The sequence below is a fragment of the Pseudolabrys sp. FHR47 genome (assembly GCF_005153485.1).
Taxonomy (GTDB): Bacteria; Pseudomonadota; Alphaproteobacteria; order Rhizobiales; family Xanthobacteraceae; genus Pseudolabrys.
Map to the genome: position 1 here is coordinate 2,423,724 of NZ_CP039740.1, position 24,522 is coordinate 2,448,245.

Genomic DNA, 24,522 nt, shown 5'->3' on the forward strand with positions numbered 1-24,522 from the left:
GGTGCGTCATTCGCGTCCGCCGAGATAAGCATGTTCGAGTTGCACCGTAATGTTAGGCTCGCTGGTCTGCGCTTCGAACACGATGCGGCCCTGCGCCAGAGCATAGACGCGGTTGGCTGCCGCCAGCGCCTTCTCGACCAACTGCTCGACCAGCAGCACCGCCGTGCCCGCCTGCGCCAGCCGGCCAAGCACGTTCAACACGCGATCGACCAGGACCGGCGACAGGCCGGCCGAAGGCTCATCGAGCATCAGCAGCCGCGGCCGTTGCACGAGGCCCTGCGCCACCGCCAGCATCTGTTGCTGGCCGCCGCTCAGCGCCGCTCCCTTTTCGTGGCGCTTCTCGGCGATCTCGGGAAAGTATGCGAGCGCTTCCTCGATGCGGGCGGCGCGTTCGCCTCGCGGTACGTAATATCCTGCCAGCAACAGATTGTCGGTGACGCTCAGCTGGGTGAAGACGCGATGGCCTTCGATGACATGGGCGACACCCGCCCGCACCATCGCGCGGGCATCCGAGCCCCGCACGTCGCGGCCGTCGAGCCGGATCGTGCCGTCGCTCGCCGGCAGCAACCCGGAAATGGTGCGCAGCAAGGTCGTCTTGCCGGCGCCGTTGGGACCGAGCAGCGCCACCACCTCGCCTTTGCCGATGGCCAGGTTGACGCCATGCAGCACGCCGATCTTGCCGTAGCCGCTGGCGAGGTCCTTCACTTCGATCAGTGATTCAGCCGCCGAGATAGGCACTGACCACCTCCTTGTGCTGGCGGATTTCGGTCGGCGTGCCGGCCGCGAGGACCCGGCCGAGGTTGAGCACCGTGACCTGATCGCAAATGTCGAAAATGAGATCGGCGTGATGCTCGACCAGCAGGACGCCGACACCCTGCCGACTGATTTCCCTGATCAAGTCCCCGAGCCGCGCGATCTCGTCGACGGAAAGGCCGGCGGCCGGTTCATCCAGCATGAGAAATTGCGGACGCAACATCAGCGCGCGCGCAATTTCCAGAAAGCGCAGTTCGCTGTGCTGCAAACGGTCCGCGCGCACCGCGGCAAGACTTTCCAAGCCTACGATCCGCAAGGCGAGCCGGGCGGCCTCGGCGAGCTTGCGCTCGTCGTCGTGGTGACGCGGCAGCGCCAGCAGTGACTCGACAAGCGTGCCCTGCCCCGCAATCGTGCCGCCGATCATGACGTTCTGCAGCACTGACGCCTCACCGACGATCCGCGGCGTCTGGAAGGTGCGCGCGATGCCAAGCGCCGCACGGGTCTCTGGCCTGCCCGGTTCGAGTTCGGTGCCGCCGAGCATGACGGTACCGCTTTGCGGACGATAGTAGCCGGAGATGACGTTGAGCGTCGTGGTCTTGCCGCTACCGTTCGGACCAATCAGGCCATGAATGCGTCCCGGCCCGACGTCGAGGTCGACGCCATCGATGGCGCGGACGGCCCCGAAACTCAGGGCAATGCCACGCAACGCAATGGCTGTCTGGACGCGCTCGCCCGCCAGAATCTCCGGCAGCAGCGCCGACCGCGGTACGATGGCGCGATTGGATTGCAGCGGCCGCCGGTTTTTGAAATCCAGAAGCGCCGCGATACCGCCGGGCGCGACAAGGACGACCGCCAGCAGCAGGACGGCATATAGGAATGTCGACCAGGCTGCGAGCGGCGCGGCGAACTCCGGCAGCAAGGTGAGGATGATGGTTCCCAGCAGCGGCCCGAGGATCGAGCCACGGCCGCCAATGAGAATGGCGATGAAGAACAGAACTGATAGATCGAAGCTGAAGGCTTCCGGTGTGATGTAGGTTTGCAGGGTTGCGAACAGCCCGCCGGCAAACGCCGCGAAGGCGCCAGCCAGCAGGAAGATCGAGATCAGCATTTTAGGCTTGGAAATGCCAAGCGACTCCGTCGCCACCTCGGCATCACGGATGGCGATCAGAGCGCGGCCGAAGCGACTATGCGCCACATTGGCGGTCATCCAGGTGCCGAGTACGGCGCAACCGAGGCAGAAGTAGAAGAAGCCCTTGGTCGTGTTGAAGGGCGCCGGAAATTCGGGGCCCGGCAAGCCGATCCCGCCGCCGGTGACGCTCTGCCACGCGAGCGCGATCTGCGTGACGATCGTCGCGAAGCCGAGCGTGGACATGGCGAAGTAGAAGGTTCGCAGACGAAGGGCCGGAAGCCCGACGATGACACCGAAAATCGCTCCGAAGAGCGCCGCGACGCCGAAGGCGACAAAGAGCGGCATCGGCGGCAGCACATTGCTGCTCACCAGCACGCTCGTCGTATAGGCTCCGAGCGTCAACAGCGCGACATAGCCGATGGCGAGTTGACCGGCGAAGCCGAGGATCAGATTGAGGCCCGACACCAGCATCCAGTAGATCGCCGCCCGCGTGGCGATCAGCGCCCAGTAATCGTTGGTGGCCATCGGGACGATCGCGGCGAAGCCGAAGATCGCGAGGAACGGCAAAACATGGATTGCCGTGTCGCGCCAGGCCGGTTGCGCCCGGGAGGCCGGAATCCCGGCAGCCTGCGTGTCGGCCTTCATCAAACCCTCCGGGCCGAGGACGAGCCGAACAGGCCTTGCGGGGCCGCCAGCAGTACAACGATGAACATCACGAAAACCGCGACCGACGAGAAGATGCCGCCGACGAGGAAATTGGCGGTCTGCTGGAACAGCCCGAGCGCGAAGCCGCCGACCACCGCGCCGCGGTTGTTGCCGAGCCCACCCAGCGCGACAGGGACGAAGCCGTAGAAATTCAGCAGCGGCCCGTTGGCGACGAAGGCCAGCAGTAATTGGCCGCCGGCGAAGCCGGCAAATCCACCGATCGCAGCGGCCAGAGCGTAGCTGGCCATCCGCAGATTGCGCTCCGGCAGGCCGAGCGCGCGCGCGGCGAAATTGTCCTCGGCAATCGCCACGAAGGCGTGGCCGACCAGTGTTCGTCGATACAGAAATTCGAGGCCAAGGAGCGTGATGACGCAGGCGACGATGGGCAGCCAGAATTTCTCGTCGAAGATGCCCGATCCGATCGCGAATATCTTCGGGAAAGGTTGCGGCTCGGTGCTCCACTCGATCGCAGTGACCTGCTGGATCATCAGCGCCAGCGCCAATGTCGACAGAACGTAAAGGTGCTGATCCAGGCTCTTGAGCACCGGACGGACGGCGACGATCTCGGTGATGACCCCGAGCACGGCACAACATAACAACGTCGCGATCAGCCCCGGGATGAACGGGAAACCGAGCCGCACCATGAACAGCGAGCCGAAGACGCCGCCGAGCATGCCAAGCTGCCCGGCGGTGAAACTCATGACGCGCGATGTCGAGAACATCGTGTTGTATGTCACGCCGATGAGCGCGTAAACCGCGCCCACCGCGAGACCTGACGCCAGGATCGAGGCCAGCATTTGTGTGCCGATATCCTTATGCGTAGCCGGGCGCGAGGCGGAACGTGCCATCCTTCGCGCTGCTGGCATCGGACATCACCACGTCCTGGCCCGGATAACCATTGTGCTCCGTAGGCGTGAATGTGTATTCGCCGAAATAGCCGGGATACTTCTTTACGCTGTTCCAGTACTTGATGATGTCCTCGTGGGACGCGGCACCTTCCTGGAACGCCTTGGCGATCAAGTTGATGGCGTCATAGCCACCCGCGACCCACCACAGCAGCGTGTCCTTGAGGTCAACCTTGCCCTTGAGTTTTCCGACGAATTCCTCGCTCCGCGGCGGCAGCTTGCCTCCGGCGTCATAGCTGCAGCTCCGGTAACCGACCGCGTAGACCTTCTCCCAGTTGGCCGGCTTTTCGATCAGCGCCTTGATTTCGCCAGATGACATGGAGGGATGGCCGACGAAGGCGACGTCCCAGCCCATGTTGGCGCGCGTATTAAAAAGGCGCGCGTCCATGCCAGTGGACGTGCTCCAGACGACGATGGCTTGGGCGCCGGCGTTCTTGGCGCGCAACAGGTCCGGCGTCATATCCGGCTGCGTGGCGTCGATATTGGCCTGATAGACCACGTCGGCACCGTCCTTCTTGAGCCCGGCCACCGATGCATTCAGTGCGGCGACTCCGTAACCCGTAGTGTCGCCGATGACGGCGACCTTTTTGGCCTTGAGGATCTGCAACGCATAGCGCCGTACCGCGTCATCCCACTGCGTATTGGACGGCGACAGGCGGAAAGCATTGGGGAACTTCTTTTCGTCGATCAGGCTGTCAATCACGCAAGGATGAATATTCGGCATCTTGGCGCGCGACATGATCGGCGTAATCGCCAGCGACTCGCCCGAATTCGTCGGCCCCCAGACCGCATCGACCTTCAACTGGCTGATCATCTCCTGCGTGGCGTTGACAGCCTTGGTCGGGTCGCCTTGCGTATCGCGGGTGATGATCTCGATCTTGCGGCCCTTGACGCCGCCGGCGGCATTGATCGTTTCGGTGGCGAACTTGACGCCACGGTCGAAACCGATGGCCGGTGCGGAGCTTGGTCCGGTCAGGGCCGCGAGCCAGCCGATGCGGATCGGACCGGACTGCGCAATGGCCGGGCTGGCAAGCCCGAAAGCAGCGGCGCCGGCGGCGGCGGCCGTACCCTTCGTGAAATCGCGGCGAGTAATCTTCATGGCTTCCTCCCTTTGTTTTTTTGTGGTCGTCGTTTTTATCGCAGCGGCTGAGACTTCAAGTTTTCAGCCGCTCAACATAGTCCATATTGAACGTGAAACCCCATCCCGGCCTTTCAGGCACAATGGCATCGCCGCTCTCGAATTCGAGTTGTTCGCGATACAATTCGGAGAACCAGGGCATGTATTCGAGGTAGATGGCATTCGAGAGAGCGCCCAGCACCTGAATGCTGGTTTCGGGAAAGAGATGGCTCGACACCGGCACGTCATAGCTTTCGGCCATATGCCCCACCCGCATGAATTCGCTGACGCCGCCGGCCCGCTGCAGGTCAGGCATTAAAATGTCCGCCGAACGCAATTCGAGCATGCGCCGGAAACCGTAACGCGTATATTCCGTTTCGCCGCTGGCAATCGGCGTATCGAGGGCGGCCGAGACCCGCGCTAGACCGTCAAGGTCCCAGGCCGGCAGCGGCTCCTCGAACCATGTCAGATCGAACTCCTCCAGCATCCGGCCGAGCCGGATCGCCTGGTTTTCGTTCAGTTGCTGATTGGCGTCCGCCATCAGGCGAATTTTGGGCCCAATCGCCTGACGCACGGCACGCACGCGCGCAGCATCCGTCACCGGGTCGGCAGCGCCGATCCGCATCTTCATAGCTTTGAAGCCGGCCGCGACAAAACTCTCGGCCTCGGCCTTGAGTTCGTCGATGGTGCTGGTGAGCCACAGGCCGCCGCTGTGATAGGCCGGCACCCTGCTCTGCGCGCCGCCCAGCAAGCGGTAGAGCGGCAGATTCACGCTCTTGCCGAGCGCGTCCCAGAGCGCACCGTCGAGCGCGGAGATACCGACCACCGGTACGCCCTTGTGGCCGAGAAAATTGATATCCTTCCAGGCGCGTGCCCAGAACTCAGCGATATGACCGGCGTCGCGGCCGATGAGGAGATCCGCCAGTTCGTCGATCATCTGGCGAAGGACTTTGGTGCGCCGGTTGTTCAACGTGAAGACGAGGTTCTCGCCGACCACCCCGGTGTCGCCGTGGACGAAAACCAGGACGCAGCCGAAGGTGTTGATCTGCCCGAACGCCGTGCCGATCGGCTTCTTCAGCGTCACCACGACCGGACGGGTTTCGACGCGGGCGATCTTCATCGGCTCACCTGACCGGATGTTGCGGCGGCGGGCGCATAGCGCGCCACCAAATCAAGATCGGGATCGCAGCCGAGCCCCGGCCCTTGCGGCACCTGTACTTTACCGTTCGTTGCCGTCACCCAGGAGCCGAATGGGTTGCCCTCCATTTCGAGCCAGAGCACCTCGACCAGCGGTCTTTCAATGAGTGCCGCCGTGATGTGCAGCGTCGCGATAAAGCCCGGACCGAAATACGGGCTGTGCGGTGCGACCTCGACGCCCTGCGACTGGCAATAGTTGATTACGCGCACCATCTCGCCGACGCCGCCGATCTTGGTCACGCTTGGTTGCGCAACGTCGATCGCACCGGCCTCGACCAGCGATTTGAAGCCGAACAGTCCGGCCACGTTCTCGCCCGCGGAAATCGGGATGCCGCGTTCACGGACCCTCGCCAGCCCATGACAGTCCTCCGGCGGCCAGACCGGTTCTTCGAGCCACATCAGGTCGTCATCGGCCAGGGCGTCGGCCATGTCACGCGCCATCGGCACCGACCAGGCGCAATTCACGTCGAGCATGATGCGCGCGTTGCTGGCGCGCGCGGCCTCTTTCGAAGCCAGCACGGCTTCGCGCGTCGTCTCGTGGAGCTTGATGTGGCGATAGCCGCTGGCGCAGGCCGCGGCCGTGTTCCGGGCCACCAGGTCCTCCCGGTTACTGTAGGCTAGCAGGCTCGCATAGGCGTCGAGTTCGGTCCGCTGCCCACCGCCGAGAAGCTGATAGAGCGGCTTGCCACAACGCTTGCCGAGCAGATCCCACAGCGCAATTTCGATGCCGGAAAAGGCAAAGACGAAGGGACCGTTGCGGCCGAGCAGATGTGTGGCGTGCTGGATGCTTCGAGTCAGGGCATTGATGTCACTGGCGTCGCGTCCAATCACCAGCGGACCGACGATGGTGTCCAGCGCCGCCTTGGTGGCGGGGATGGCGGCATGTCCGAACGCCTCGCCCCAGCCGACGAGCCCGTCTTCGGTCGTCACCTTGACCAGCAGGATTTCGAGATGCGTCCAGGGCTTACCGGCGAACAGCGGCGGCGGGCCGCCCATATCGCACGGCAGCGCGACGACGAAGCTCTCGACAGACGTGATCTTCACGGAACTGGCCATGATGTGTCGTTCGATCCCGCCCTGCTTGGCTTTTCTATCCTTACGGTTCGAACGCTACCGGCGTGTGAGATAAGGTCAATTGACCTCAACTTACATCTATATCAGTATTCCTTATGTCATTGAGTTTTCGCCAGTTGGAGGTGGTGCGGGCCGTGTCCCGGCATGGCTCGGTCATCGGGGCCGCGAGCGCGCTCGGAATTTCCCAGCCGGCCGTGAGCATGATGCTGCGCGACTGTACTCGCGCCGCCGGTTTCCCTCTCTTTCTGCGCAAGCAGGGGCGCCTGCAGCCGACCATGGAAACGTCGGCGCTCATGACCGACCTCGATCGCATCTTCGACGGCGTCGAGCGCGTCGGCCGCATGCTCGAAGACATGAGGGATACCAAGGTCGGCTCGATCCAGATTGCGGCGACGCCGACGCTCGCGGAGAACCTGCTGCCGACGGCGGTGGCCGCGTTCAAGCAGAGCCGGCCGCACGTTCAGATCACGATACACACGATGGACAATATCAGTGTCGTCAACAGCGTGATTGACGAGCACGTTGACTTCGGGCTGGTACTGTCCCCCCTGTCACATTTCGATGCGCAATTATTCGAGCTGTGCTCCGCCGAACTCATCTGCGTCGTGCACCCCGACAATCCCCTGGCCACGCGGTCGCAGGTCACGCCGAAGGATCTGGAATCCTACCCGCTCATCTCGTTCAGCCGCAGCCTTCCGCTCGGCGTCTTGGTCGAGAAGACGTTCCGTGATGCGGGTGTACCGCGCCGCATCACGCTCGAGGTCAACCAGTCGTCTGTCGCTTGCGCGCTCGCGCGAGCGGGCGCTGGCGTCGCCATTGTCGATCCGTTCTGGCTGATGGACAACCGCGATCACGGTCTCGTACGTCTCAAGGTACGGCCTCGGACGGAAGTGGTCGCTCAAGTTTTGGTGCCGAAGAATACCACCTTGTCACGCCCGACACGCATCATGATCTCTGCGCTCCGTAAAGCCGCCAAAAGCGCCAAGGTGTAGTTCTCCGCAGTTAGCCACCCGAACCGCGCGTAACCTCGCGAATCACGGTGCGGAGGATAATCTTGATATCGAGCCAGAGTGACCAGGTCGCGATATAGCGTAAGTCGTAATCAAGCCGTTCGATCGCGGGCAATGCGACGGTCGTTTCACCACGAAAGCCGCTGACTTGCGCAAGCCCGGTAATGCCGGGGCGCATCATGTGACGCTGGAAATAGTATGGCGTGAGTTGTTCGTAGAGCATGCCGCCCGCCAGCATGCCAGGAACATGCGGGCGCGGCCCGACCAGCGACATATCGCCCTTGAGAACGTTTATCAGCTGCGGCAGTTCGTCGAGGCTCGACTTGCGCAGGATACGCCCGATCGGTGTCACGCGTGGATCGTTGCCGACAGTCTGCTGGACGCCGCGCGCATCGCCGCGATCGGCGTACATCGTGCGGAACTTGAAAATCCAGAACCGGCGATTGTGATAACCGTAGCGCTTCTGCCGGAAGAACACCGGTCCCTTTGAGGTCACTTTGATAGCGATCGCGATTCCGATGAACAACGGAGCAAATACAACAAGACCGAACAGAGCCCCACTGACATCGATCGCGCGCTTGGTCGCAAGCATCGCCTGCGATGGCTCAGGAATCGAGCGAACTCCGACATTTGCCGAGCGACGTTTGAACGCGAGCGTGTCTCGCGATCTTGCTCGCCGCAGAAGCGATTCGGAACGTTCCAGCGTGGCCGCATTTCCTGCGTGGCGCAGGCGATCAGTCGCAAATGAAAAATTCATCGCGCCCTCTTCGGTATGTGCAGTGCAACCAAACTGACGGTGCAATGTGAAAACAGTTAGGCAGGCACACGACAGCGACTGACATAATGTGTGTCATTTTGTGTGCAGAATGGCTTTGTTGATGCCTCGATATCAGGCGGGGTTGCGCCATGGAGGCCGCAAAACGGACCAAGTTTCGATCTTTGCTCAACAAGTGCATTGCTGGGCCTAACGAGTGCAGCGCTTCGCAAATGCGCGGCGGCTTCGTGCTGCTCAATTTCTTGGCGTGGGTGATCATCCTCGCGAGCATCAAGTTCCTGACCTAAATTTTTTTGCCAACCTGGAACGAAAGCGCCATTTTTGCGTTTGCATCGTCAGCCGGGGGAATGTGCGTAACAACTTGTATTGCGTGGGGGCAAATATGGCTCAGCTGCGTCTCATTCTATTGTGCGTGTGGCCGACATTCGTTCTGGCGGGGTGCACCGGCGGGCCGGCGACGTATCAGGACACGCAGGCTTCTAGCTACGGCCCGCCTCCGACGCGTGGGACCGCGGGCCCTTATGTCCTCGGACCGGGCGATAAGGTGCGACTGAAGATCTATGGCGACGCCGACGTGAACGGCGATTATGAGGTGAACAGCGCCGGCTTCGTTTCGATCCCGCTGGTCGGACAGGTGAAGGCCGCCGGACTGACCACGCCACAACTCGAGAATGCGCTCATGGCCCGCATGCGGGGCAAGGTCGCGAACGATCCCAAGGTCAATGTCGAGATCACGACTTATGCGCCCTTCTATGTCCATGGCGAGGTCAAAAAGGCGGGCATATACCCATTCCAGCCAGGTCTTACCGTGGCGGACGCGATAGCGACGGCCGGCGGCCTCACCTATCGAGCCAACGAGGACAAGGTGCTGCTGCGCCGAGCCGGCTCGAACGAGACAGTAATTGTCCCGGTCGAAGGCTCAGTCCGCGTCTATCCGGGCGACAATCTACGGGTTGCAGAGCGCTATTTCTAATAGCGCCCACGCGCACCGCTCGATGGCAGCCAAACACAAATTATCTCGACCTCTTGCCTGCCTGCTCGGGGGAACGGCTCTTGTCGCGCTTGCCGCGGGAGATGCACAGGCTCAGTTCATTATCGATCCGCCCCGCGAGATCGCCCCGCCCTGGAATGCGCTGCGACCACTCGAATCAACGCCGCTTCCGATCCTGTCCGAGCCCGAAACGCGCGATCCCGTGGCGCCTGAGGACACGCCGGTGCGAACGCGCCTGCGTCCGGAATACGCGCCGCATGGCATTCGCTTTGGTCCTTGGATGTTTCACCCGACGGTGACTGCCGGCGGCTTCTATGACAGCAACGTCTTTTCCTCCTCGACCGATAAGCAAGCCGATTTTGCCTCGCGCTTCGTCGGCGGCCTGCGCGCGCAGAGCCTGTGGGAGCGGCATTCGCTCGACCTGCGGCTCATCGCCGACACCACCACCTATCGAAGAAACACGAGCCTGAACGAGAGCAACGTCGATTTCAGCGCCAATGGCCGCATCGATATCGACCACAGCACCCAACTGCTCAGCCGCTTTCAGGCGGCCTATCAGCACGATCAGGTCGGCTCTCTCACCTCGCCGACCGGCGCCATCGAGCCGACGCCGTACGGCTTCTTTTCGGGCGACGTGAGCCTGCGCAAGCAATTCGGCCGCTTCACGGCCTCGGGCGGCGCGCGCGTCGATCGTTACGACTACGGCTCCGTCCTCGCGGCCAACGGCGCCACGATCAACCAGGATTCACGCGACGGCGAAGTCTACATCGCGCATGGGCGGGTGGATTATGCATCTTCGGAAAAGTCCGCGGTGTTCGCCGCCTTTGAGCACAACTGGCGGGACTTGCGCGGGACCCCAACCGCCTCTCTGGATTCGAATGGCTATCGGGCCCTCGCCGGCATCAACCTGGAACTAACCCATCTGATAAGAGGTGAAATTGCCGCCGGCTATCTGAACCAGAGTTTCGTCTCGGCGACTATTGGCGACATATCCGGACCGACCTACCGCGCGGCCCTCACGTGGAGCCCGACGCGGCAACTGGATGTACACTTCAAGTCCGAACAGGTGGTCACGACCACGTCCGACACCAGTACGACGGCGGCGCTCGCCACCTCGTTCCAGCTCGGCGCCGATTACGAAATCCGCCCGAACCTGATCTTCTCGCCGTTGCTGATCTACGAGAAGGACAAGTTCAAGGGCACCCCACGCGACGACAATGTTTACGCCGCCGAGCTGCGCCTCAAACGCTTGCTCAACAATTGGGCATCGGCCTCAGCCTATTACCGGTACCTGCAGCGCGACAGTAACATCCTGACCAACAGCTACGAAAAGCATGTGATCGGGATCAACGCTTCCTTTCAATTCTGACCGCCTCGGGTGCGGGTGCCGATGGCGACAACCGCTCATAGGCGGCCACATATTTGCCCGCCTCTCGCGTCCAGCTGAATGCGTGCTGAGCGAGCCGCGCCGCCTCGTCGGCACAGCGGATGCGCAACACATCGTCCTGCATCAGTGTCGCGCAGGCGTGCGCCAACTCGGCCGGCGTTTCTCCTTGCGCGTAGACGCCGGCGCCGCCGAGCAGGCGCCGCGTCTCCGTGAGCGGATAGGCAACGCTCGGGATGCCAAGCGCGCTGTATTCGAACACCTTGTTCATGCTGATCTTGTCGTTATAGGCATTCACCGGGTCGGGGATGATGCCGATATCGAACGTATTGAGCTGACGCAGTAACTCCTTGCCATTCAGATAGCCCGTGAACGTGACGTAATCACTCAGGCCGCGGTTCTCGGCCAGTTTCCGCGCCGAGGCCAGCGCCGGTCCGTCACCGACCACGACCGCATGAAAATCGTGCAGGTCGTGATCGCGGATGAGGTGGTCAAGCGCCAACACAAGGTGATCGACGCCATCCTGGTCGCCGATCACACCGACATAGCCGAGAATGAACTTTTTGCCCCGGTGCAGGCTCGGCTCGGGTGGCAAGCGGTAGATGCGCGACTTGTCCGGAATACTGTAGACGGTGACGACGTCCTTGGGATCCTGACCGCCTCGCGTGATCGCCAGATCGCGGTAGGTGTCGTTCGCCGAAATCACCATATCCGCCGACATGAAGGTGAGCCTCTCGGCCCACAGCAGGACCCGATGGACAATGCCCTTGCGACCGAACTTGGCCTCGAACAATTCGGGGCAAACATCGTGATGGTCGAACACGAAGCGCTTGCCCATGAGCTTGAACGGCAGCACCACGAGAAAAATGAGATCCGGCGGATTGCAGGCCTGGATCACAGTAAAGCCGCGCTCGCGCCAGACACGCCACAGCAGCCGGAACTCATGAAACAGCGCCGCAGCGTATTCGAACAGGAAAGCGAAGCGGCCGCGTGCCTCGACCGGCAGCAGATGGCGGTAAATCGCGATGCCATCGAGTTCCTCGTAAGTCTCCGGATGACGTTCATTCGTCGGGCAAATGACCGAGACCGTCCAGCCGGCCTGGCGCAGTGCCAGCGCTTCCTGCCAGACCCGGCGGTCCATCGGCACAGGCAGATTCTCGACGACGATCACACACGACCTATCGATCATCGGACTTCTCCTGTTTTTGGGTTCAAGCAGCGGCGGACTGGCGGGACTTAAGCGCGGCACTAACCGCCGTGCGGAACGCGGCCACGGGCAGCTGGCGGGTGCCCACCAGCCAGACGCCGACGGCAAGCTTGCGTGCAAACTCGACGCCGATACGCGGCTGCTGCTTGGCGTGGCGCGCCAACGCGATCAAACCGCCACGATAATATTTGGGCCGCAATTGCGGAGATTTGTCACGATGGCCTATGACGGCTGCCGGGACATAAAGCGACTGTGCGCTCGACAAATAGGCACGAAGCCCGAATTCGGTGTCCTCCCCGCCTCCATTCACCGTGCCAACGCCAAGACTTTCGTCGAATACCGGGGCGGAACGCAGCACGCGTCCGCGCACGAACATCGTATTGGACGATATTTCCCGAATAACATCCCGTGCTGACGCCCGTGTGGCGGCGCCGACATGGACGATCGGAACCGGCGTCGACGAATACTTGCTGAACCACAGGCCGAGCTCCGGCGTGGTTGCGAAAGCATGGGCGACGGACTCAAGAACCCCAGCGGGATACCAGCAATCGTCGTCCGGGAACCCCACGACAGTTGCGGAATCGATCATGCCATTCGAGATGGCGTAAGACAGCAACAGATTACGCGCCGCCGACAGCGACAGCGCGTCGGTGGATGGAATCGCCTGCACGAAGGGCGGCAGGCTTTTGCTGAGCGCCCAGTAACGATACTCGGGGCACTTCTGCAGCAACAGCAGGATTCTGATTGAAACGCGCTTGTCGAGCACAGTGGCCGCCCTCTCCACACTGCTCACCATCCGCTCGAGCACATCGACACGACCGGACTCGATATTCGATGTTGAAATCAGAACAAGTTTCATTTGACGCCCCTCTGATGATCCGCGGCCGCGACAGCATCGGTGCTCTATGTGAAAACATTACGGCGTAGATTGCAGAGCGATCCAACGAGCACGATGACTCGATGAATCAGTTTGTTCCAATCACGCCATCTGCACATTGGTTCGCCATTTATGGCGAGCAACGCGATGAAAACTGATGCACTAACAGCAATGCCGATTTCGACACTCAATCGCCGCGCCTTTGACGCAATCGGTTTTCATGCTGCAGCGCAGGAACCAATCTATGGCCCTGCTGTTGGCCAGCAGATCGGGGTGAGTGAGTTTCGCGGTCGCCATGCGATGGCGTCGATTGTAGGAGGGCGCGCCGTTACGTGGCGTGACAGGGGCGGGACGAGTTCCCGGGTGGATTCGATGCTTCAACACGTGTCGGTGTCTCATGCACGTAGCGGCTCGCACGAGCCTACGCCGCCCTCACCTGATATGATAGCGAACTATACCCAGAATTTTCGCGATGGCCTTCGCGTGCTCAAGCGCCGCCGTGGCATCATTGCATTGACGACATTTTCATTCGTCGCTGCGGCGATGTTGTTCATCACGTTGGTATCGCCCCGTTATACGGCGACGGCGACCGTGCTCATCGATCCCCGTCGGTCGAGTGTTGCCGAGAACGACGCCAGCCAGCAGAAGTCTTCCAACCCCACCAGCGACGAAGCGACCGTGAACAGTCAGACGGTTCTTCTGCAATCGCCTGCCGTACTACGGCGCGTGGTCGGTCAGTTGAACCTCGCCGACGATCCGGAGTTCGGCAGGCGCACAAGCCTGTTAGCGCCCATCATGCGTCTGTTCACTCCGACGCGCCCGACGGCCGCCCAACAGGACGCCCAAGATGTCGCAGAAGCAAAGGCTGTTTCGCAATTGGGGACAAATCAGCTGAAAGTGGCGCGTGACGGAGCCACCTTCGTAATCAATATCAATGCAACCTCGGAAAGCCCGGAAAAGGCCGCCAAGATCGCCAATGCCGTGACCGAAGCCTATTTCGCAGAGCAGGTTCAGAGCAAGTTCGACACCCGCAAGATTGCCGCAAAGTGGTTCGACCAGCAGCTTCAGGCGCTTAAGACCAAGGTCCAGGAGTCCGACCGCGCCGTCGAGGAGTACCGCGCAAAGAATAACCTCACTATTACTCAAGGCGTCACGGTCAACGACCAGCAGCTAACCGACCTTAACAACAAGCTGATCGACGCGCATGTGCAAACCGCCGAAGCACGTGCCAAATTCGAGCAAGTCGAGTCCATTGTCGAGGCCAAGACCGACCCCGGCACGATGGAACAGGCCCTCGCATCCGATCTGATCACCCGGCTTCGCACCCAGTATGCCGACGTGGCGAAGACCCTCGCCGACGTGTCGAGCAAGTATGGGCCACAGCATCCTCTGGTCGTGAATGCCAGAGCGCAATTGAGAGAAACGAAAAAGTTGATTGACGAGGAGGTGCAGCGCATCCTCGAAAGCACTCGTCAAGCGTACAAGGTCGCCCAATCTCGCGAAGACGCGCTGACAAAGAGCCTTTCGCACCTGAAGAATGCTTCGAATGAGTCGAGCCTCGAACAAGTGCGGCTGCGCGAACTGCAGCGAGAGGCCGACGCCAACCGCACGCTCTACGAAAGTTTCCTCGCCCGCTACAAGGAAACCAGCGCGCAGGAAACTCTCGAATTGCCGGACGCGCGTCTGGTTTCAAGGGCCGATGTTCCGATCCAGCCTTCCTTCCCGAAAAGCACACTGATTCTTGCTGCGGCCGCGATGTTCGGCATCGGTTTCGGCAGCGTGCTCGCATTCCTGCTCGATAGCGCGGACCATCGCGTCAAGTCGTTACGGCACGCGGAAGAATTGACGGGCGTCCCGACATTGGCCGCAATCCCCGTCATCGGCACGCGGGAACTCTCGAACCGTGCCAACAGAGGGCGGGCGGCCCTCGAAAATTACGATCCGAATGCCGCGCAACTCCTGCCCACGGCGATGCAGCCACCGCTGATGCGCTACGTGCTTGACGAGCCAACCTCGCTATTCGCGGAGTCTGTACGCGCGGTACGGCTGGCAGTTCAGCGCGCGGGGCGGCACGGACCGGCCAAGTCTATCGTGGTAACATCCTCGATCGACGGCGAAGGCAAAACGACGCTCGCCACCAATCTCGCCCTGTCGATCGCCGCGCTCGGCCAGCGCACGATTCTGGTCGAAGGTGACCTGCGCAACCCGGAGATGAGCCGCTCGCTTTGTCCGCAGGCGAAAGTGGGAGTCGTCGAGGTCTCGCTCGGCGAGGCGCCCATCGAAAAGGCCTTGTTCATTGATCGCCCGACCGGGCTCGCGGTGCTCCCCTCGCCGCCTCGGCCGCGTGGCGCGGCCAACGACTTCGTCTTCTCCGATGCAATGCGCAATATGCTCGAGCGTCTGCGCACGCATTTCGACTACGTCGTCATCGATTCGCCGCCGCTGGTGCCGCTGGTTGACGCGCGGGCACTGGGCGAAATCGCCGACCGGGTGCTGCTGACCATCCGCTGGGATGCCACTCCGCGCGATGTCGTGGCGCAGGCGCTCGAAACATTGGCTCTCATGGAGGGGCATCTGCTCGGCACCGTGCTGACCCGCGTCGACATGGAAAGGCTCCGCGACTACGACTACTACCGCAGCAGCTCGTACATTACGCCGTATTCCTACCTCGGACAGCCGCGTGCCGGCGCCACGGAGTCGGCAACGTGATGCGGCCGGCCGCAGCATCGCTCGCGACCCTGCTGCTGGCGCTCTGCACGGGCGGCGCCGAGGCGGCTAATGGATGCGCCCAAAGCCGTGATTACATTCTACAGGGCATGGCCGGCGCTCTCACCAAGCCGGCGCGGCTCTACCAAGACCTCTTCAGGGTCTGTCAGCGGACGCTTGAACTGCCCAACGTGAAAGACGCCTATGTGCTCAAAGCCGGTCTGATCGCCATCGAACCGCGGCAGAACACAATGATGGCGGCGGCCGCCACGTTGACCCAGTTTTGCCGGCGCTTCCCGCGCGGCACCGCGCGGGTCTTCACGTCCGGCGAACAGCGCCAAGCCAGAACCATCGGGCTGACGGTGATGATGCCTGCACTTTCGGCGAAATCGTGCCAAACCATGCGAGGTGGAGCATGAGCACCCACTCGGATCACGCCGCGTCCTTGCCCCGCTCGAAATCACTCTTTGGACGCATCGTCAATCAGCTGGCCCCGCTGCGGCTAAGCAGGCTGGCTCGAACGGTGAAGAAACAGAAGCTGACCTATCTGTCCGACGCCAAATTGCTGCGGCTTGATCAAGCTCTGCGACAAGCCGCGGCCGAAGACGGCGTCTTTGTTGAGTTCGGCGTAGCGCTCGGCGGCTCAGCCATCATGATCGCCAGTGCGGCCGCGACGGCACGGCGTCGCTTTTTCGGCTTCGACGTCTTCGGCCTCATTCCACCTCCGGTCTCCGGCAAGGACGACGCGAAGTCGAAGCAGCGCTACGAGGTGATCGCCAGCGGACGGGCCACGGGGATCGGCGGCGACCGCTATTACGGGTACCGCGACAATCTCTACGATGACGTCGTCAAGGCTTTCCATCGCAATGGCCTCTCCGTCGACGGACAAACGATCTCTCTGGTGAAGGGACTGTTCGAGGACACATTGCCCCGCACCGATCTCGGCCGCGTTGCCTTCTGTCATATCGATTGCGACTGGTATGACCCGGTGAAATTCTGCCTCGAGCGGATCGCACCACGCCTGACCGCTGGCGGACTTATTCTGCTCGACGACTATCACGACTATGGCGGTTGCGCGCAGGCGACCCGGGAATTCCTCAGCGCCAATCCTGCATTCGTCCTTTCGGACGGCCCGAACGTGATCCTGAAGAAGCGGCACGATGCTCACTAACAACGCCGACACCTTGCAAACTGCACCGGCGCGGTCTCCACGCCGGCAAAGGCAACGCAGTCTCAATGCATTTGGCTGGCTGCGCCGCGCGCTGGTTCGCGCCAAGACATTTTACTATACGCGGGTGTGGGGCATGGACATCGACCCCACCGCCTCTTTCTCCTTGAGCGCCCGCTTCGACAAGACCTATCCGGCGGGCGTGCATATCGGCGCCTGGAGCTATATCGCGTTCGACGCCGCGATTCTGGCTCACGATATGACGCGCGGTCTCTATCTGCATACGCATATCGGCCGGAACTGCTTCATCGGCGCCCGCAGTATAATCCTGCCGGGCATCAAGATAGGCGACGGCAGTGTCATCGGCAGCGGCAGCGTCGTGACCAGAGACGTGCCGCCGCGGTGCGTCGTCGTCGGCAATCCCGCAAAAATCATCCGCAAGGACATCGAGGTCGGCCCCTACGGCCGCTTCAGCGACGCGGAGGCGACCAAAGCCAAGCTTGCTGCCGCCGGCGCCTTCGACTGACACGAGGACCGATGCGACCTCTGTTCCTGATCCAGAGCCACAAGGAGCCGGCGCAACTCGCGCGACTCGCTCGCGTGCTGCGCATGGGCTGCCCGAACTGTCAGGTTCTTGTCAGCCACGACTTCCGCGCCGCGCCGCTGCCGGCCTCGACATTTGGCGACGATCCACATGTCCATATTATCGAAGGCAAAGGGGGGCGCGGCGACTTTGAAATTGTCGACGGCTACCTCGCCGCGCTGCGTTGGGCGCGCGAGAACATCGACTACGACTGGGTGACCAATCTCAGCGGGCAGGATTATCCTGTGTCTTCGCTCGCCGGCTTCGCCGCCGAACTGGCTGCCTCGGAACATGATGGTTTTCTCCATCATTTTGACGCCGTGCAGCAGAACGCGGACCGAATGTCGCCGATGCGCTGGCCGCCGGGACACGGCTATGGGCGCTATTACTTCCAGTATAGGAAGATCAAGGACAGGCCGAGCGTGATCGAACGCGTTGCGCTGAAATGGCCACGCGTGGCATTCGATCGGCTTGACGCTCCGTACCGGATCAATACGGCCTACGGCCTGCTACTTGGACGTCGCGCCGCGGCAATCCCGTTCACCGACCGGTTCCGCTGCTACGCCGGCAGCTACTGGCACACGATTCGGCGGCGCTGTGCCGACTATCTGCTCGACTTCACCGACAGAAATCCGGGCGTTGTCGCTTACATGCGCCGCGTGCTCATCCCTGACGAAAGTTTCGTTCAGACCGTGCTGGTGAACGAACCGGAATTTCGTTTCGTCAATGACAACCGGCGCTATTACAACATGCGCGGTTCGCGGCGCGGCCATCCGCAGACACTGACCGCTGACGACGCCCCGGCGTTTCTGGGCAAGCGATTCGTCTTCGCCCGCAAGTTCGAGGCGACGAACGGAGCGGCATTCTTTGACTGGCTCGACGACATCGCCTTGTCGCCGCACGATCGCTCTGGAGAGCAGATCACTCGGCCGGCTGCTGCCGCGCCGGCGCTCTGAGCCCGCGAAGATCGCTGGCGAGGTCGCGCAGCAACCGCAACGTGGCGCGGTCGATTACAACGAGCGCGGCAATATAGGTGACGGCCCCGGCCGCGACTTCGGCAATCAGCCGTGGCAGCGCCGCCTGCCCCTGCATCAGTATTTCGACGCCAATCACTACAGCGGCCATCAGGGCCGCTGCCGTCAGCGAACGGATCACCGCGCCGACCTGCCGCGCCACCGGGATACCGAGATAGCGCCGGATGGCGAAGACACTCCACGGTGCGCCGACGAGGTGACGCATGACCCAGGCGACCGCAATGGCCGGCAGACCGTAGCCCGCAGTCAGCAGGGCGGCGATGATCGAGACGGCGCAGGCAAGCGCCGCGTAGAAGACGAGACCGGCCTGCCGGCCACGCGCCCGCAGCGCCGGACCCACGAGGACGCGATTGAAGCCCACCACCCAGCCAAGCGCCGCAACCTGCGCGACGATCACCGCCGGCTGCCATTTCGCCGAAAAGATCGTGCCGACCAGATCCGGCATGACCAGAGCGAGTCCCGTGAAGATCGGCGCGGCAACCGCGGTGATGAGGCGCGTCGCCTTGAGGAATGCATCAGCCGGGTCGCGTCCGGCCCGCTCCAGCGCCGCGAAAAACGACAGGCCGAAGCGGATCGCAAAGGTCTGCACCAGATTTGCGGTTTCGTCGATGAGCCGTTGTGCAAACTGGAAATATCCGAGAATCGTCGCGCCGTGGACGTAACCGATCACGAGCCAGAACAGCCGCGTCATCACACCCCATAACAGGCGTTCGACGCTCAATGCCGCCCCAAACGAGATCAGCCTGCGGAACTCTTCCCAACTGAAGCGAAAGCGGGGCCAGCGCGACATCACCGGCGCGACCGCGAACAACGTCGCGACCGAGCCAGCGAGCGTACCCAGCACCAACGACCATGCGCCGAAATGCAAGTAGGCGAGAAGCGCCGTAGCAAAGATGGTAACGATACGCATCACTGACATGCGTAGCGTAACGACCGCGGCTCGCATTTTGCGCAGAAACAGGCCTGTCGGTACCGCAAGCAGCGCATTCACGGGCAATATCAGCGCCGCGACCTTCAGAAGCTGTGCGATCTCCGGCTCGTTGTAAAAACGTCCAACCGCGTCTGCCGCCAGATAGCAGAGCAACGCGGCGGCAACGGACAAAGTAATGACCACGGTGAAGGCCGTATCGGACGCGCGCGTATCGGCTGACTTCGCGCCGACCACGGCCTCGGTCATCCCGGCCTGTGCGAGAATCTCGATCGTACCCACGATAGCAAGCGCAACCGTGGCTTGACCGATTTCGGCCGGCGTGAGCAGCCAGGCCAGCGTGAAGACGAGTGCAAGACCGGCAAGCCCGTTGAGAACGCTCTCGGCGACGCTCCATGGCACCGCGCGAACCACTTGTGTTCTCAGGCGTTTCGACACGTCTGGGCCTGCCCTATTCTGCCGCCGAAAGCGTGCGCTCCGTGCCGATCCGGTCGGACCCGTCGAGCCATAGGCCCGCATAACGCTGCAGCTTGCCGTAACTGCCCTCGCGATAGCGAACCTGCTTGTTCATCAACGCGGCGAGGATCATGCCGTGCAGCCGGTCCGTATCGATGACGGCATAGGGCCGAAAGCGCGCCACAGCGCGCGCCACCAGGCCGTCGCGATAGAGGCGCCACAGGGCGTAGTTCGGCACCCAATGGCGCAGTGGATTGTCGATGGTCTGCCATTTTCGCAGCGCTCGCAGCGTGACCCGCGAGATGCCACCGTTGAGTTCGTCCCAGTCGAACTGCGTGGCATCGGCGGCGTTGCGGCTTTCGCGGTCGCGCCGGCGAACGACGAGCGTCCCGGATTCGGGGCCGGCCACCGCAAGTTCCGGCCGCCCCCAGAGCTGATGCGCCATATCTGGCATCAGTTCGCCGCCGACACCCGCCTCACGAAGGAACGTGAGCGATTCACGATCGCGGACGAAAATGTGGAGCTGCCGGTGGGCGGACAGAATTCGCGCCGAGCGTTCCGGCTGCACGGCATTGTCGAAATGAATAGTCTGCGGCAGGACGACAATCGGCGTGCCGGGGTAGCGCGAGATGATCAATTCGCGAAACATCTGGAATTGCGGCCAGATATCGCCGAAATTGCCGCCGCCATGGAGAACGATCGCGCAGCCGCCCCTCACCAGCGCGTCGAGATCGCGCACCGATGGTTTCAGCACAAGCGATGCCTCATCGTCGCGACCACGCCTTGTGAAATCGTGCATGCTGAAGCGGCCGAGGACGGCGTATTTGTAGTCCTCAAGGAACACATCGGCGCCCTGATGGATCAGGAGATCGCCGACATTGTTGTGAACCGGGTAATCGAGATAGACGATCGGTCGCGAAGGCGGCAAGACCGCCGTTATGCCGCCAAGCCGCTGCTTGAGGCTGTGCATCAGCGACATATGAGGTCTCGGTTCCATGGCCTATGTCGACATCGATCAATGTTCATCGCGAAAGATGTCCCGCAATCTGGTCACAGTGATGGCGTAGCGTGACTATACGGGTGGAACTTTGCCGTGCTCATTAATTCAGCAGACCTCTGACACCGAGACCCAGGTGCCGCTCCGATGACGTCGACCAGACCTGGCATTGTCTACTTCGTCCTGCCTTTCGGTCTGCTTTGCGCCGCGGCGGCGGTTGCGGCGATGCCGCTTGTGGAAGACGACATGACCGCGCTCGGCCTGCTGGCGTTGACCCCGGCTGCGCTGATCGGATTTTACGCCGTCGCGCAGGGCGCGCTCGGCGAGCGCCACTTTGGCGCAGTCATGGCGGTGGTCTATATTTTTGTTGCCGCGGCAATCTTCCGCATTCGCGACTACGACGACAAGAGCATCGATTTTCAGGTGGCAGGAAAACTCGGCTCGTTCGCGATGATCCTCGCCACCACCGCGCTGTTCTACAGTTTCGCAATCGGCCGCCTGCGCTTTCCGCGCCTGTTCTTTGTTTGGTTGGCCTTCTTTGCCGCGCTGATGGGCTGCGCGCTCTATGCGGTCAAGGTCCCGTTCGCGCTGACCTGCGCACTACTGTTTCTGACCTGCTATCTCTATGCGATCTACCTGTCGGTGTGGCTGTCCCGGCGCGTAGCGGTGCAGGTGATGATGTGCGCGGCGCTCCTGCTCTGTGCCGGCTCGATCTTCGTCTACTTCGCCATTCCGTCGATCGGCGTCATGCAGGCTTGGACGGCGGAAGGCGGCTTCGGTGAGATCGGTCGCATGAAGGGCCTGACCGGCTCCGCCAATGGCATCGGATTCATAGCCGCGTTCGGCGCAGCCATGGCGATTCTCTATTATCGCTCGCTGGACGTTTTCGGCCGCTCGGTCGCGCTGGCGCTCATTCCGAGCGCGCTGATCTGTCTCGTGCTCAGCAACAACAGAAGTTCAATGATGGCGCTCGCCGCAGCTTTGTGGGTCGGATACGTATTCCGCAGAAATGCGGCTCCAAAGATACTGCTGACCGTCACGATCGGCATGGTCGTCGCGGCGGCGCTGGTTTTCTTCTCCGATGAAATTTTCGCGCTGCTGTCGCGTTCGGGCCGCGCCGAGGAAATCACCAGCGCCACCGGTCGTTCCGCGATCTGGTCGGTGGTGCTTGATATGTGGGCGGAAAGGCCATTCACCGGTTACGGGTACACGTCGGCACTGGCGATCCTGCCGCTCGACCCGCGGCTGTTCCACGTCGCGGCGCACGCACACAATATGTATCTCGAGCTGCTGTTCGCTGGCGGCATCGCCCTGCTCGCGCTTTTCCTCTATGCGCTCTGGCAGACGTTCCGGCAGGCGCACCGGCTGGGTGCGGTTAACGAAGCAGCGCTGCTGGTCTTTTTCATGCTGCGAGGGATGACCGAAGCGACGCCTTTCAGTGGCATGGTTGGCTACGCCAGCATCGCCTTCGCGCTGACGCTCGCGCTTGTCATCGCGCCGCTGGTGCAGCCCCGTGTTGCCGCCGCGCGCCTCAACGTACCGGGGCCCGCTCCAATGCCGCGAGAATTGTATCCCTGAACGGCTTGGGCGCGAGCGACTCGTCAAACGGCAGGCCGCGATTACGCCGACCCGTGGCGATGAGTTCAGGCGGCGAGCGCCAGGAATAGCGATCCGAAAGGCCCCAAGCCGTGATGCCGGTGACCGCCGGCTCGTCGAGCACGACATCGAGGTATCGCTTGACCTCGGCGGCGACGAGCCGGTCGCGCTCGTCGTTCGGGACGTCGAGATTCTGCTCGCGCACGTCGAGTTCGGTGATCGCAATCCTGACATTGCGGCTGGAGAGTTCCGCAAGAAACTTGCGCAGCGCTTCGGCCGAGAACGGCGACTTGTCGATCCGAAGATGGCCCTGAATGCCGACGCCATCGAGCGGAACGTTCGCCTTTCTCAACGAGTCAACGAGGCGCAACAGCTTGTCGCGACGCGCTCGCTCGATGGAACCGTTGTAATCGAGACTGTATTCATTGATGTAGAGCTTGACAGTTGGCGCCGTGGCGCGCGCCAGCGTCAGCGTTCGCGCAATGTAGTCCGGGCCCAGCGCCTTGAGAAACGGGCTGTTGCGCAGGCCGTCATCGCGACCGTCCTTCGGCTCGATCACCTCGTTGAGCACGTCCCATTCGGCGAACGGTGCTTCACGATAGCGACGCAGTATGGCTTCCACATGCGCCGCAACGGCTTCCCATGTGAGACCGTCACGCGCCCACTCGGGCACACTGCGATGCCAAACCAGTGTATGACCACGCACGCCGAGGCCGTTATCCTTTGCAAACTTTGCAATGGCGTCTGCACGGGCAAAGTTCCTTTTGCCCTCCCGGGACTCGATGGCCGCCCATTTCATCTCCCACTCAGGAGTGATCGAAGAACACTGCTGCGATACCAGCGCGGCGAACCCGGTGTCCTCCCTAAGCTGTGCGTGCTGGACAGCCGCGCCCCAAATCAGGCCGCGGCTATCGGCGGCGGCCTTCAACGTCGTAGGCGCCGCCATGCCGGAGCCTGCAAATGCGGCAACGCCAAACGACGAAAGACCCGCGAGAAACGTGCGCCGTGGAACGTTCATGTCTTGAGACTGGCAAAGGATCGCGACGCAATTGTGGACCAGGCGCCGCAAAACCGGCCCTTTTGCGCGATATGTTTCGATGATGCGAAGCAGAATCGCAGCGCTTTTGGTTATCGGATCGATCGCGAGCGCAGTCCCGGCGTACGCCTGCGACGGAGGCGCGCTCGGCACGTCGCGCACACTTACGATATCGACGAAACAAACCATCGGCATTGGCCATGGCTATCCGGCACTTGGCCTCGCGCATGGCGAAATCATCCTGACCTTCGATGACGGTCCGATGCCAGGCACGACGCCCGCTATCCTTGATGTCCTGGCCAAGGAATGTGTACGAGCGACTTTCTTCATGATCGGCAAGCGCGCCGAAGCCCAGCCTCAACTCGCCACACTCGTCCGCGAGCGCGGGCATACTGTCGGCAGCCACTCGTTCACGCATCGCGAGTTGAACCAGCTGCCGGCCGACGAGGCCAATGACGACATCCGGCGCGGCTACGAGTCCGTTGAGAAAGCTGCCTACGGCACGGCGGTGGACCGCCCTCGCCTCGTGCGTTTTCCGGGATTCAAATCAACGCCCGCGCTCGTGTCGTTCGTCCATGAGCATCACGGCACGGTGGTCAATACCAACATCAGTCCGGCCGATTGGCGCGGCCAGCCGGCGAACGTAACCTTCGAACGCCTGCGCGGCCTTCTCGACCGCCAGGACCGCGGCATCCTCATCCTGCACGACAGCCAGCCGGAGACCGTGAAGCTCTTGCCTATGCTGATCGCGGAATTGAAAGCGCGCCGGATGAAGGTCGTCCATCTCGTTGCTGAATGACGGCTTGGCTCCCCACGGCAGGACCTGAACGATCGTGACCGGGATGCGGAGCATCCCGGTCATCAGAACTTCGTTTGCCGCTCGGCCTTCTTTGT

The 24,522-nt window shown here is 62.1% G+C and carries 22 protein-coding genes; 10 read left to right on the forward strand and 12 right to left on the reverse strand.

From position 1 onward, the window contains the following. Positions 1 to 6: 6 nt before the first annotated feature. Genes E8Q40_RS11955 through E8Q40_RS11980 form a run of 6 tightly spaced genes read right to left on the reverse strand, consistent with a single transcriptional unit; the run spans position 7 to position 6,862 of the window. Positions 7 to 738, reverse strand: coding sequence for an ABC transporter ATP-binding protein (locus E8Q40_RS11955; RefSeq protein WP_168197813.1), 732 nt, complete (start codon positions 736 to 738; stop codon positions 7 to 9). Continuing rightward, positions 719 to 2,527, reverse strand: a complete 1,809-nt coding sequence (locus tag E8Q40_RS11960) for an ATP-binding cassette domain-containing protein (protein ID WP_137044778.1) — start codon at positions 2,525 to 2,527, stop codon at positions 719 to 721. Before E8Q40_RS11960 ends, E8Q40_RS11955 begins: the two co-directional genes overlap by 20 nt. Then, the gene (locus E8Q40_RS11965; protein ID WP_246662813.1) at positions 2,527 to 3,435 is read right to left on the reverse strand and encodes a branched-chain amino acid ABC transporter permease; all 909 of its coding nucleotides are present in this window, start codon (positions 3,433 to 3,435) and stop codon (positions 2,527 to 2,529) included. Before E8Q40_RS11965 ends, E8Q40_RS11960 begins: the two co-directional genes overlap by 1 nt. Further along, positions 3,401 to 4,591 (reverse strand): ABC transporter substrate-binding protein, encoded by a 1,191-nt coding sequence (locus tag E8Q40_RS11970; protein ID WP_137044780.1) that lies wholly within the window; start codon positions 4,589 to 4,591, stop codon positions 3,401 to 3,403. Before E8Q40_RS11970 ends, E8Q40_RS11965 begins: the two co-directional genes overlap by 35 nt. 55 nt (positions 4,592 to 4,646) lie before the next feature. Further along, positions 4,647 to 5,729: a mandelate racemase/muconate lactonizing enzyme family protein gene (locus tag E8Q40_RS11975; protein WP_137044781.1), complete on the reverse strand. Its 1,083-nt coding sequence runs from the start codon at positions 5,727 to 5,729 to the stop codon at positions 4,647 to 4,649. After that, a complete protein-coding gene (locus E8Q40_RS11980; protein WP_205995499.1) occupies positions 5,726 to 6,862 on the reverse strand; it encodes a mandelate racemase/muconate lactonizing enzyme family protein in 1,137 nt (378 codons plus the stop codon). Before E8Q40_RS11980 ends, E8Q40_RS11975 begins: the two co-directional genes overlap by 4 nt. 113 nt (positions 6,863 to 6,975) lie before the next feature. On the opposite strand from E8Q40_RS11980, the gene E8Q40_RS11985 reads away from it, so the two are divergent. Beyond that, on the forward strand, positions 6,976 to 7,872 hold the full coding sequence (locus E8Q40_RS11985; RefSeq protein ID WP_137044782.1) for a LysR family transcriptional regulator: 897 nt from the start codon (positions 6,976 to 6,978) through the stop codon (positions 7,870 to 7,872). A gap of 10 nt (positions 7,873 to 7,882) precedes the next feature. Here the strand turns inward: E8Q40_RS11985 and E8Q40_RS11990 are convergent, their stop codons facing one another. Beyond that, complete coding sequence (locus E8Q40_RS11990; protein ID WP_137044783.1) at positions 7,883 to 8,647, reverse strand: sugar transferase; 765 nt, start codon at positions 8,645 to 8,647, stop codon at positions 7,883 to 7,885. Positions 8,648 to 9,047: 400 nt separating this feature from the next. On the opposite strand from E8Q40_RS11990, the gene E8Q40_RS11995 reads away from it, so the two are divergent. Then, positions 9,048 to 9,638, forward strand: coding sequence for a polysaccharide biosynthesis/export family protein (locus E8Q40_RS11995; RefSeq protein ID WP_137044784.1), 591 nt, complete (start codon positions 9,048 to 9,050; stop codon positions 9,636 to 9,638). Positions 9,639 to 9,660: 22 nt separating this feature from the next. Further along, positions 9,661 to 11,025 carry an outer membrane beta-barrel protein gene (locus E8Q40_RS12000; protein WP_137044785.1) on the forward strand — a complete coding sequence of 455 codons (1,365 nt, stop codon included), beginning with the start codon at positions 9,661 to 9,663 and terminating at the stop codon, positions 11,023 to 11,025. Here E8Q40_RS12000 and E8Q40_RS12005 read toward each other — a convergent pair. Both E8Q40_RS12005 and E8Q40_RS12010 read right to left on the reverse strand, forming a co-directional pair. Continuing rightward, the gene (locus E8Q40_RS12005) at positions 11,003 to 12,229 is read right to left on the reverse strand and encodes a glycosyltransferase family 4 protein (RefSeq protein ID WP_137044786.1); all 1,227 of its coding nucleotides are present in this window, start codon (positions 12,227 to 12,229) and stop codon (positions 11,003 to 11,005) included. The two genes, E8Q40_RS12000 and E8Q40_RS12005, sit on opposite strands and share 23 nt — an antisense overlap. A 22-nt stretch (positions 12,230 to 12,251) precedes the next feature. Further along, entirely contained in the window at positions 12,252 to 13,106 is an 855-nt protein-coding gene (locus E8Q40_RS12010) for a glycosyltransferase family 2 protein (RefSeq protein WP_137044787.1), read from the reverse strand. Positions 13,107 to 13,256: 150 nt separating this feature from the next. Here E8Q40_RS12010 and E8Q40_RS12015 point away from each other — a divergent pair, with 150 nt between their 5' ends. From E8Q40_RS12015 to E8Q40_RS12035, 5 genes are all read left to right on the forward strand, one after another. Next, positions 13,257 to 15,833 (forward strand): polysaccharide biosynthesis tyrosine autokinase, encoded by a 2,577-nt coding sequence (locus E8Q40_RS12015; protein ID WP_246662814.1) that lies wholly within the window; start codon positions 13,257 to 13,259, stop codon positions 15,831 to 15,833. Further along, the gene (locus E8Q40_RS12020; RefSeq protein ID WP_137044788.1) at positions 15,830 to 16,249 is read left to right on the forward strand and encodes a hypothetical protein; all 420 of its coding nucleotides are present in this window, start codon (positions 15,830 to 15,832) and stop codon (positions 16,247 to 16,249) included. Before E8Q40_RS12015 ends, E8Q40_RS12020 begins: the two co-directional genes overlap by 4 nt. Next, positions 16,222 to 17,001 carry a TylF/MycF/NovP-related O-methyltransferase gene (locus E8Q40_RS12025; protein ID WP_137044789.1) on the forward strand — a complete coding sequence of 260 codons (780 nt, stop codon included), beginning with the start codon at positions 16,222 to 16,224 and terminating at the stop codon, positions 16,999 to 17,001. Before E8Q40_RS12020 ends, E8Q40_RS12025 begins: the two co-directional genes overlap by 28 nt. Before the next feature lie 13 nt (positions 17,002 to 17,014). Beyond that, complete coding sequence (locus tag E8Q40_RS12030) at positions 17,015 to 17,524, forward strand: DapH/DapD/GlmU-related protein (protein WP_370455257.1); 510 nt, start codon at positions 17,015 to 17,017, stop codon at positions 17,522 to 17,524. A gap of 83 nt (positions 17,525 to 17,607) precedes the next feature. Further along, positions 17,608 to 18,537, forward strand: a complete 930-nt coding sequence (locus E8Q40_RS12035; RefSeq protein WP_246663095.1) for a beta-1,6-N-acetylglucosaminyltransferase — start codon at positions 17,608 to 17,610, stop codon at positions 18,535 to 18,537. Here the strand turns inward: E8Q40_RS12035 and E8Q40_RS12040 are convergent. Both E8Q40_RS12040 and E8Q40_RS12045 read right to left on the reverse strand, forming a co-directional pair. After that, positions 18,503 to 19,981 (reverse strand): oligosaccharide flippase family protein, encoded by a 1,479-nt coding sequence (locus tag E8Q40_RS12040; protein WP_168197816.1) that lies wholly within the window; start codon positions 19,979 to 19,981, stop codon positions 18,503 to 18,505. The genes E8Q40_RS12035 and E8Q40_RS12040 overlap by 35 nt on opposite strands. 13 nt (positions 19,982 to 19,994) lie before the next feature. Further along, positions 19,995 to 20,978 carry a polysaccharide pyruvyl transferase family protein gene (locus E8Q40_RS12045; RefSeq protein ID WP_168197817.1) on the reverse strand — a complete coding sequence of 328 codons (984 nt, stop codon included), beginning with the start codon at positions 20,976 to 20,978 and terminating at the stop codon, positions 19,995 to 19,997. A gap of 165 nt (positions 20,979 to 21,143) precedes the next feature. On the opposite strand from E8Q40_RS12045, the gene E8Q40_RS12050 reads away from it, so the two are divergent. After that, positions 21,144 to 22,574, forward strand: coding sequence for an O-antigen ligase (locus tag E8Q40_RS12050; protein ID WP_137044794.1), 1,431 nt, complete (start codon positions 21,144 to 21,146; stop codon positions 22,572 to 22,574). On the opposite strand, the gene E8Q40_RS12055 is transcribed toward E8Q40_RS12050, so the two are convergent. Then, positions 22,528 to 23,823, reverse strand: coding sequence for an endo-1,4-beta-xylanase (locus tag E8Q40_RS12055; RefSeq protein WP_137044795.1), 1,296 nt, complete (start codon positions 23,821 to 23,823; stop codon positions 22,528 to 22,530). The two genes, E8Q40_RS12050 and E8Q40_RS12055, sit on opposite strands and share 47 nt — an antisense overlap. A gap of 67 nt (positions 23,824 to 23,890) precedes the next feature. Here E8Q40_RS12055 and E8Q40_RS12060 point away from each other — a divergent pair, with 67 nt between their 5' ends. Then, positions 23,891 to 24,427, forward strand: a complete 537-nt coding sequence (locus E8Q40_RS12060; protein ID WP_246662815.1) for a polysaccharide deacetylase family protein — start codon at positions 23,891 to 23,893, stop codon at positions 24,425 to 24,427. Positions 24,428 to 24,522 lie beyond the last annotated feature (95 nt).

Excerpts from the sequence above, each read along its gene's own strand:
- E8Q40_RS12035 (WP_246663095.1), top strand. The coding sequence starts at position 17,608 with ATGGGCTGCCCGAACTGTCAGGTTCTTGTCAGCCACGACTTCCGCGCC.
- E8Q40_RS11960 (WP_137044778.1), bottom strand. The coding sequence starts at position 2,527 with ATGAAGGCCGACACGCAGGCTGCCGGGATTCCGGCCTCCCGGGCGCAA.
- E8Q40_RS12005 (WP_137044786.1), bottom strand. The coding sequence starts at position 12,229 with ATGATCGATAGGTCGTGTGTGATCGTCGTCGAGAATCTGCCTGTGCCG.
- E8Q40_RS12060 (WP_246662815.1), top strand. The coding sequence starts at position 23,891 with ATGCCAGGCACGACGCCCGCTATCCTTGATGTCCTGGCCAAGGAATGT.
- E8Q40_RS12015 (WP_246662814.1), top strand. The coding sequence starts at position 13,257 with ATGGCGAGCAACGCGATGAAAACTGATGCACTAACAGCAATGCCGATT.
- E8Q40_RS12045 (WP_168197817.1), bottom strand. The coding sequence starts at position 20,978 with ATGTCGCTGATGCACAGCCTCAAGCAGCGGCTTGGCGGCATAACGGCG.
- E8Q40_RS11970 (WP_137044780.1), bottom strand. The coding sequence starts at position 4,591 with ATGAAGATTACTCGCCGCGATTTCACGAAGGGTACGGCCGCCGCCGCC.
- E8Q40_RS12055 (WP_137044795.1), bottom strand. The coding sequence starts at position 23,823 with ATGCCGATGGTTTGTTTCGTCGATATCGTAAGTGTGCGCGACGTGCCG.
- E8Q40_RS11990 (WP_137044783.1), bottom strand. The coding sequence starts at position 8,647 with ATGAATTTTTCATTTGCGACTGATCGCCTGCGCCACGCAGGAAATGCG.
- E8Q40_RS11985 (WP_137044782.1), top strand. The coding sequence starts at position 6,976 with ATGTCATTGAGTTTTCGCCAGTTGGAGGTGGTGCGGGCCGTGTCCCGG.
- E8Q40_RS12010 (WP_137044787.1), bottom strand. The coding sequence starts at position 13,106 with ATGAAACTTGTTCTGATTTCAACATCGAATATCGAGTCCGGTCGTGTC.
- E8Q40_RS11965 (WP_246662813.1), bottom strand. The coding sequence starts at position 3,435 with ATGGCACGTTCCGCCTCGCGCCCGGCTACGCATAAGGATATCGGCACA.
- E8Q40_RS12050 (WP_137044794.1), top strand. The coding sequence starts at position 21,144 with ATGACGTCGACCAGACCTGGCATTGTCTACTTCGTCCTGCCTTTCGGT.
- E8Q40_RS12000 (WP_137044785.1), top strand. The coding sequence starts at position 9,661 with ATGGCAGCCAAACACAAATTATCTCGACCTCTTGCCTGCCTGCTCGGG.
- E8Q40_RS11975 (WP_137044781.1), bottom strand. The coding sequence starts at position 5,729 with ATGAAGATCGCCCGCGTCGAAACCCGTCCGGTCGTGGTGACGCTGAAG.
- E8Q40_RS11980 (WP_205995499.1), bottom strand. The coding sequence starts at position 6,862 with ATGGCCAGTTCCGTGAAGATCACGTCTGTCGAGAGCTTCGTCGTCGCG.
- E8Q40_RS11995 (WP_137044784.1), top strand. The coding sequence starts at position 9,048 with ATGGCTCAGCTGCGTCTCATTCTATTGTGCGTGTGGCCGACATTCGTT.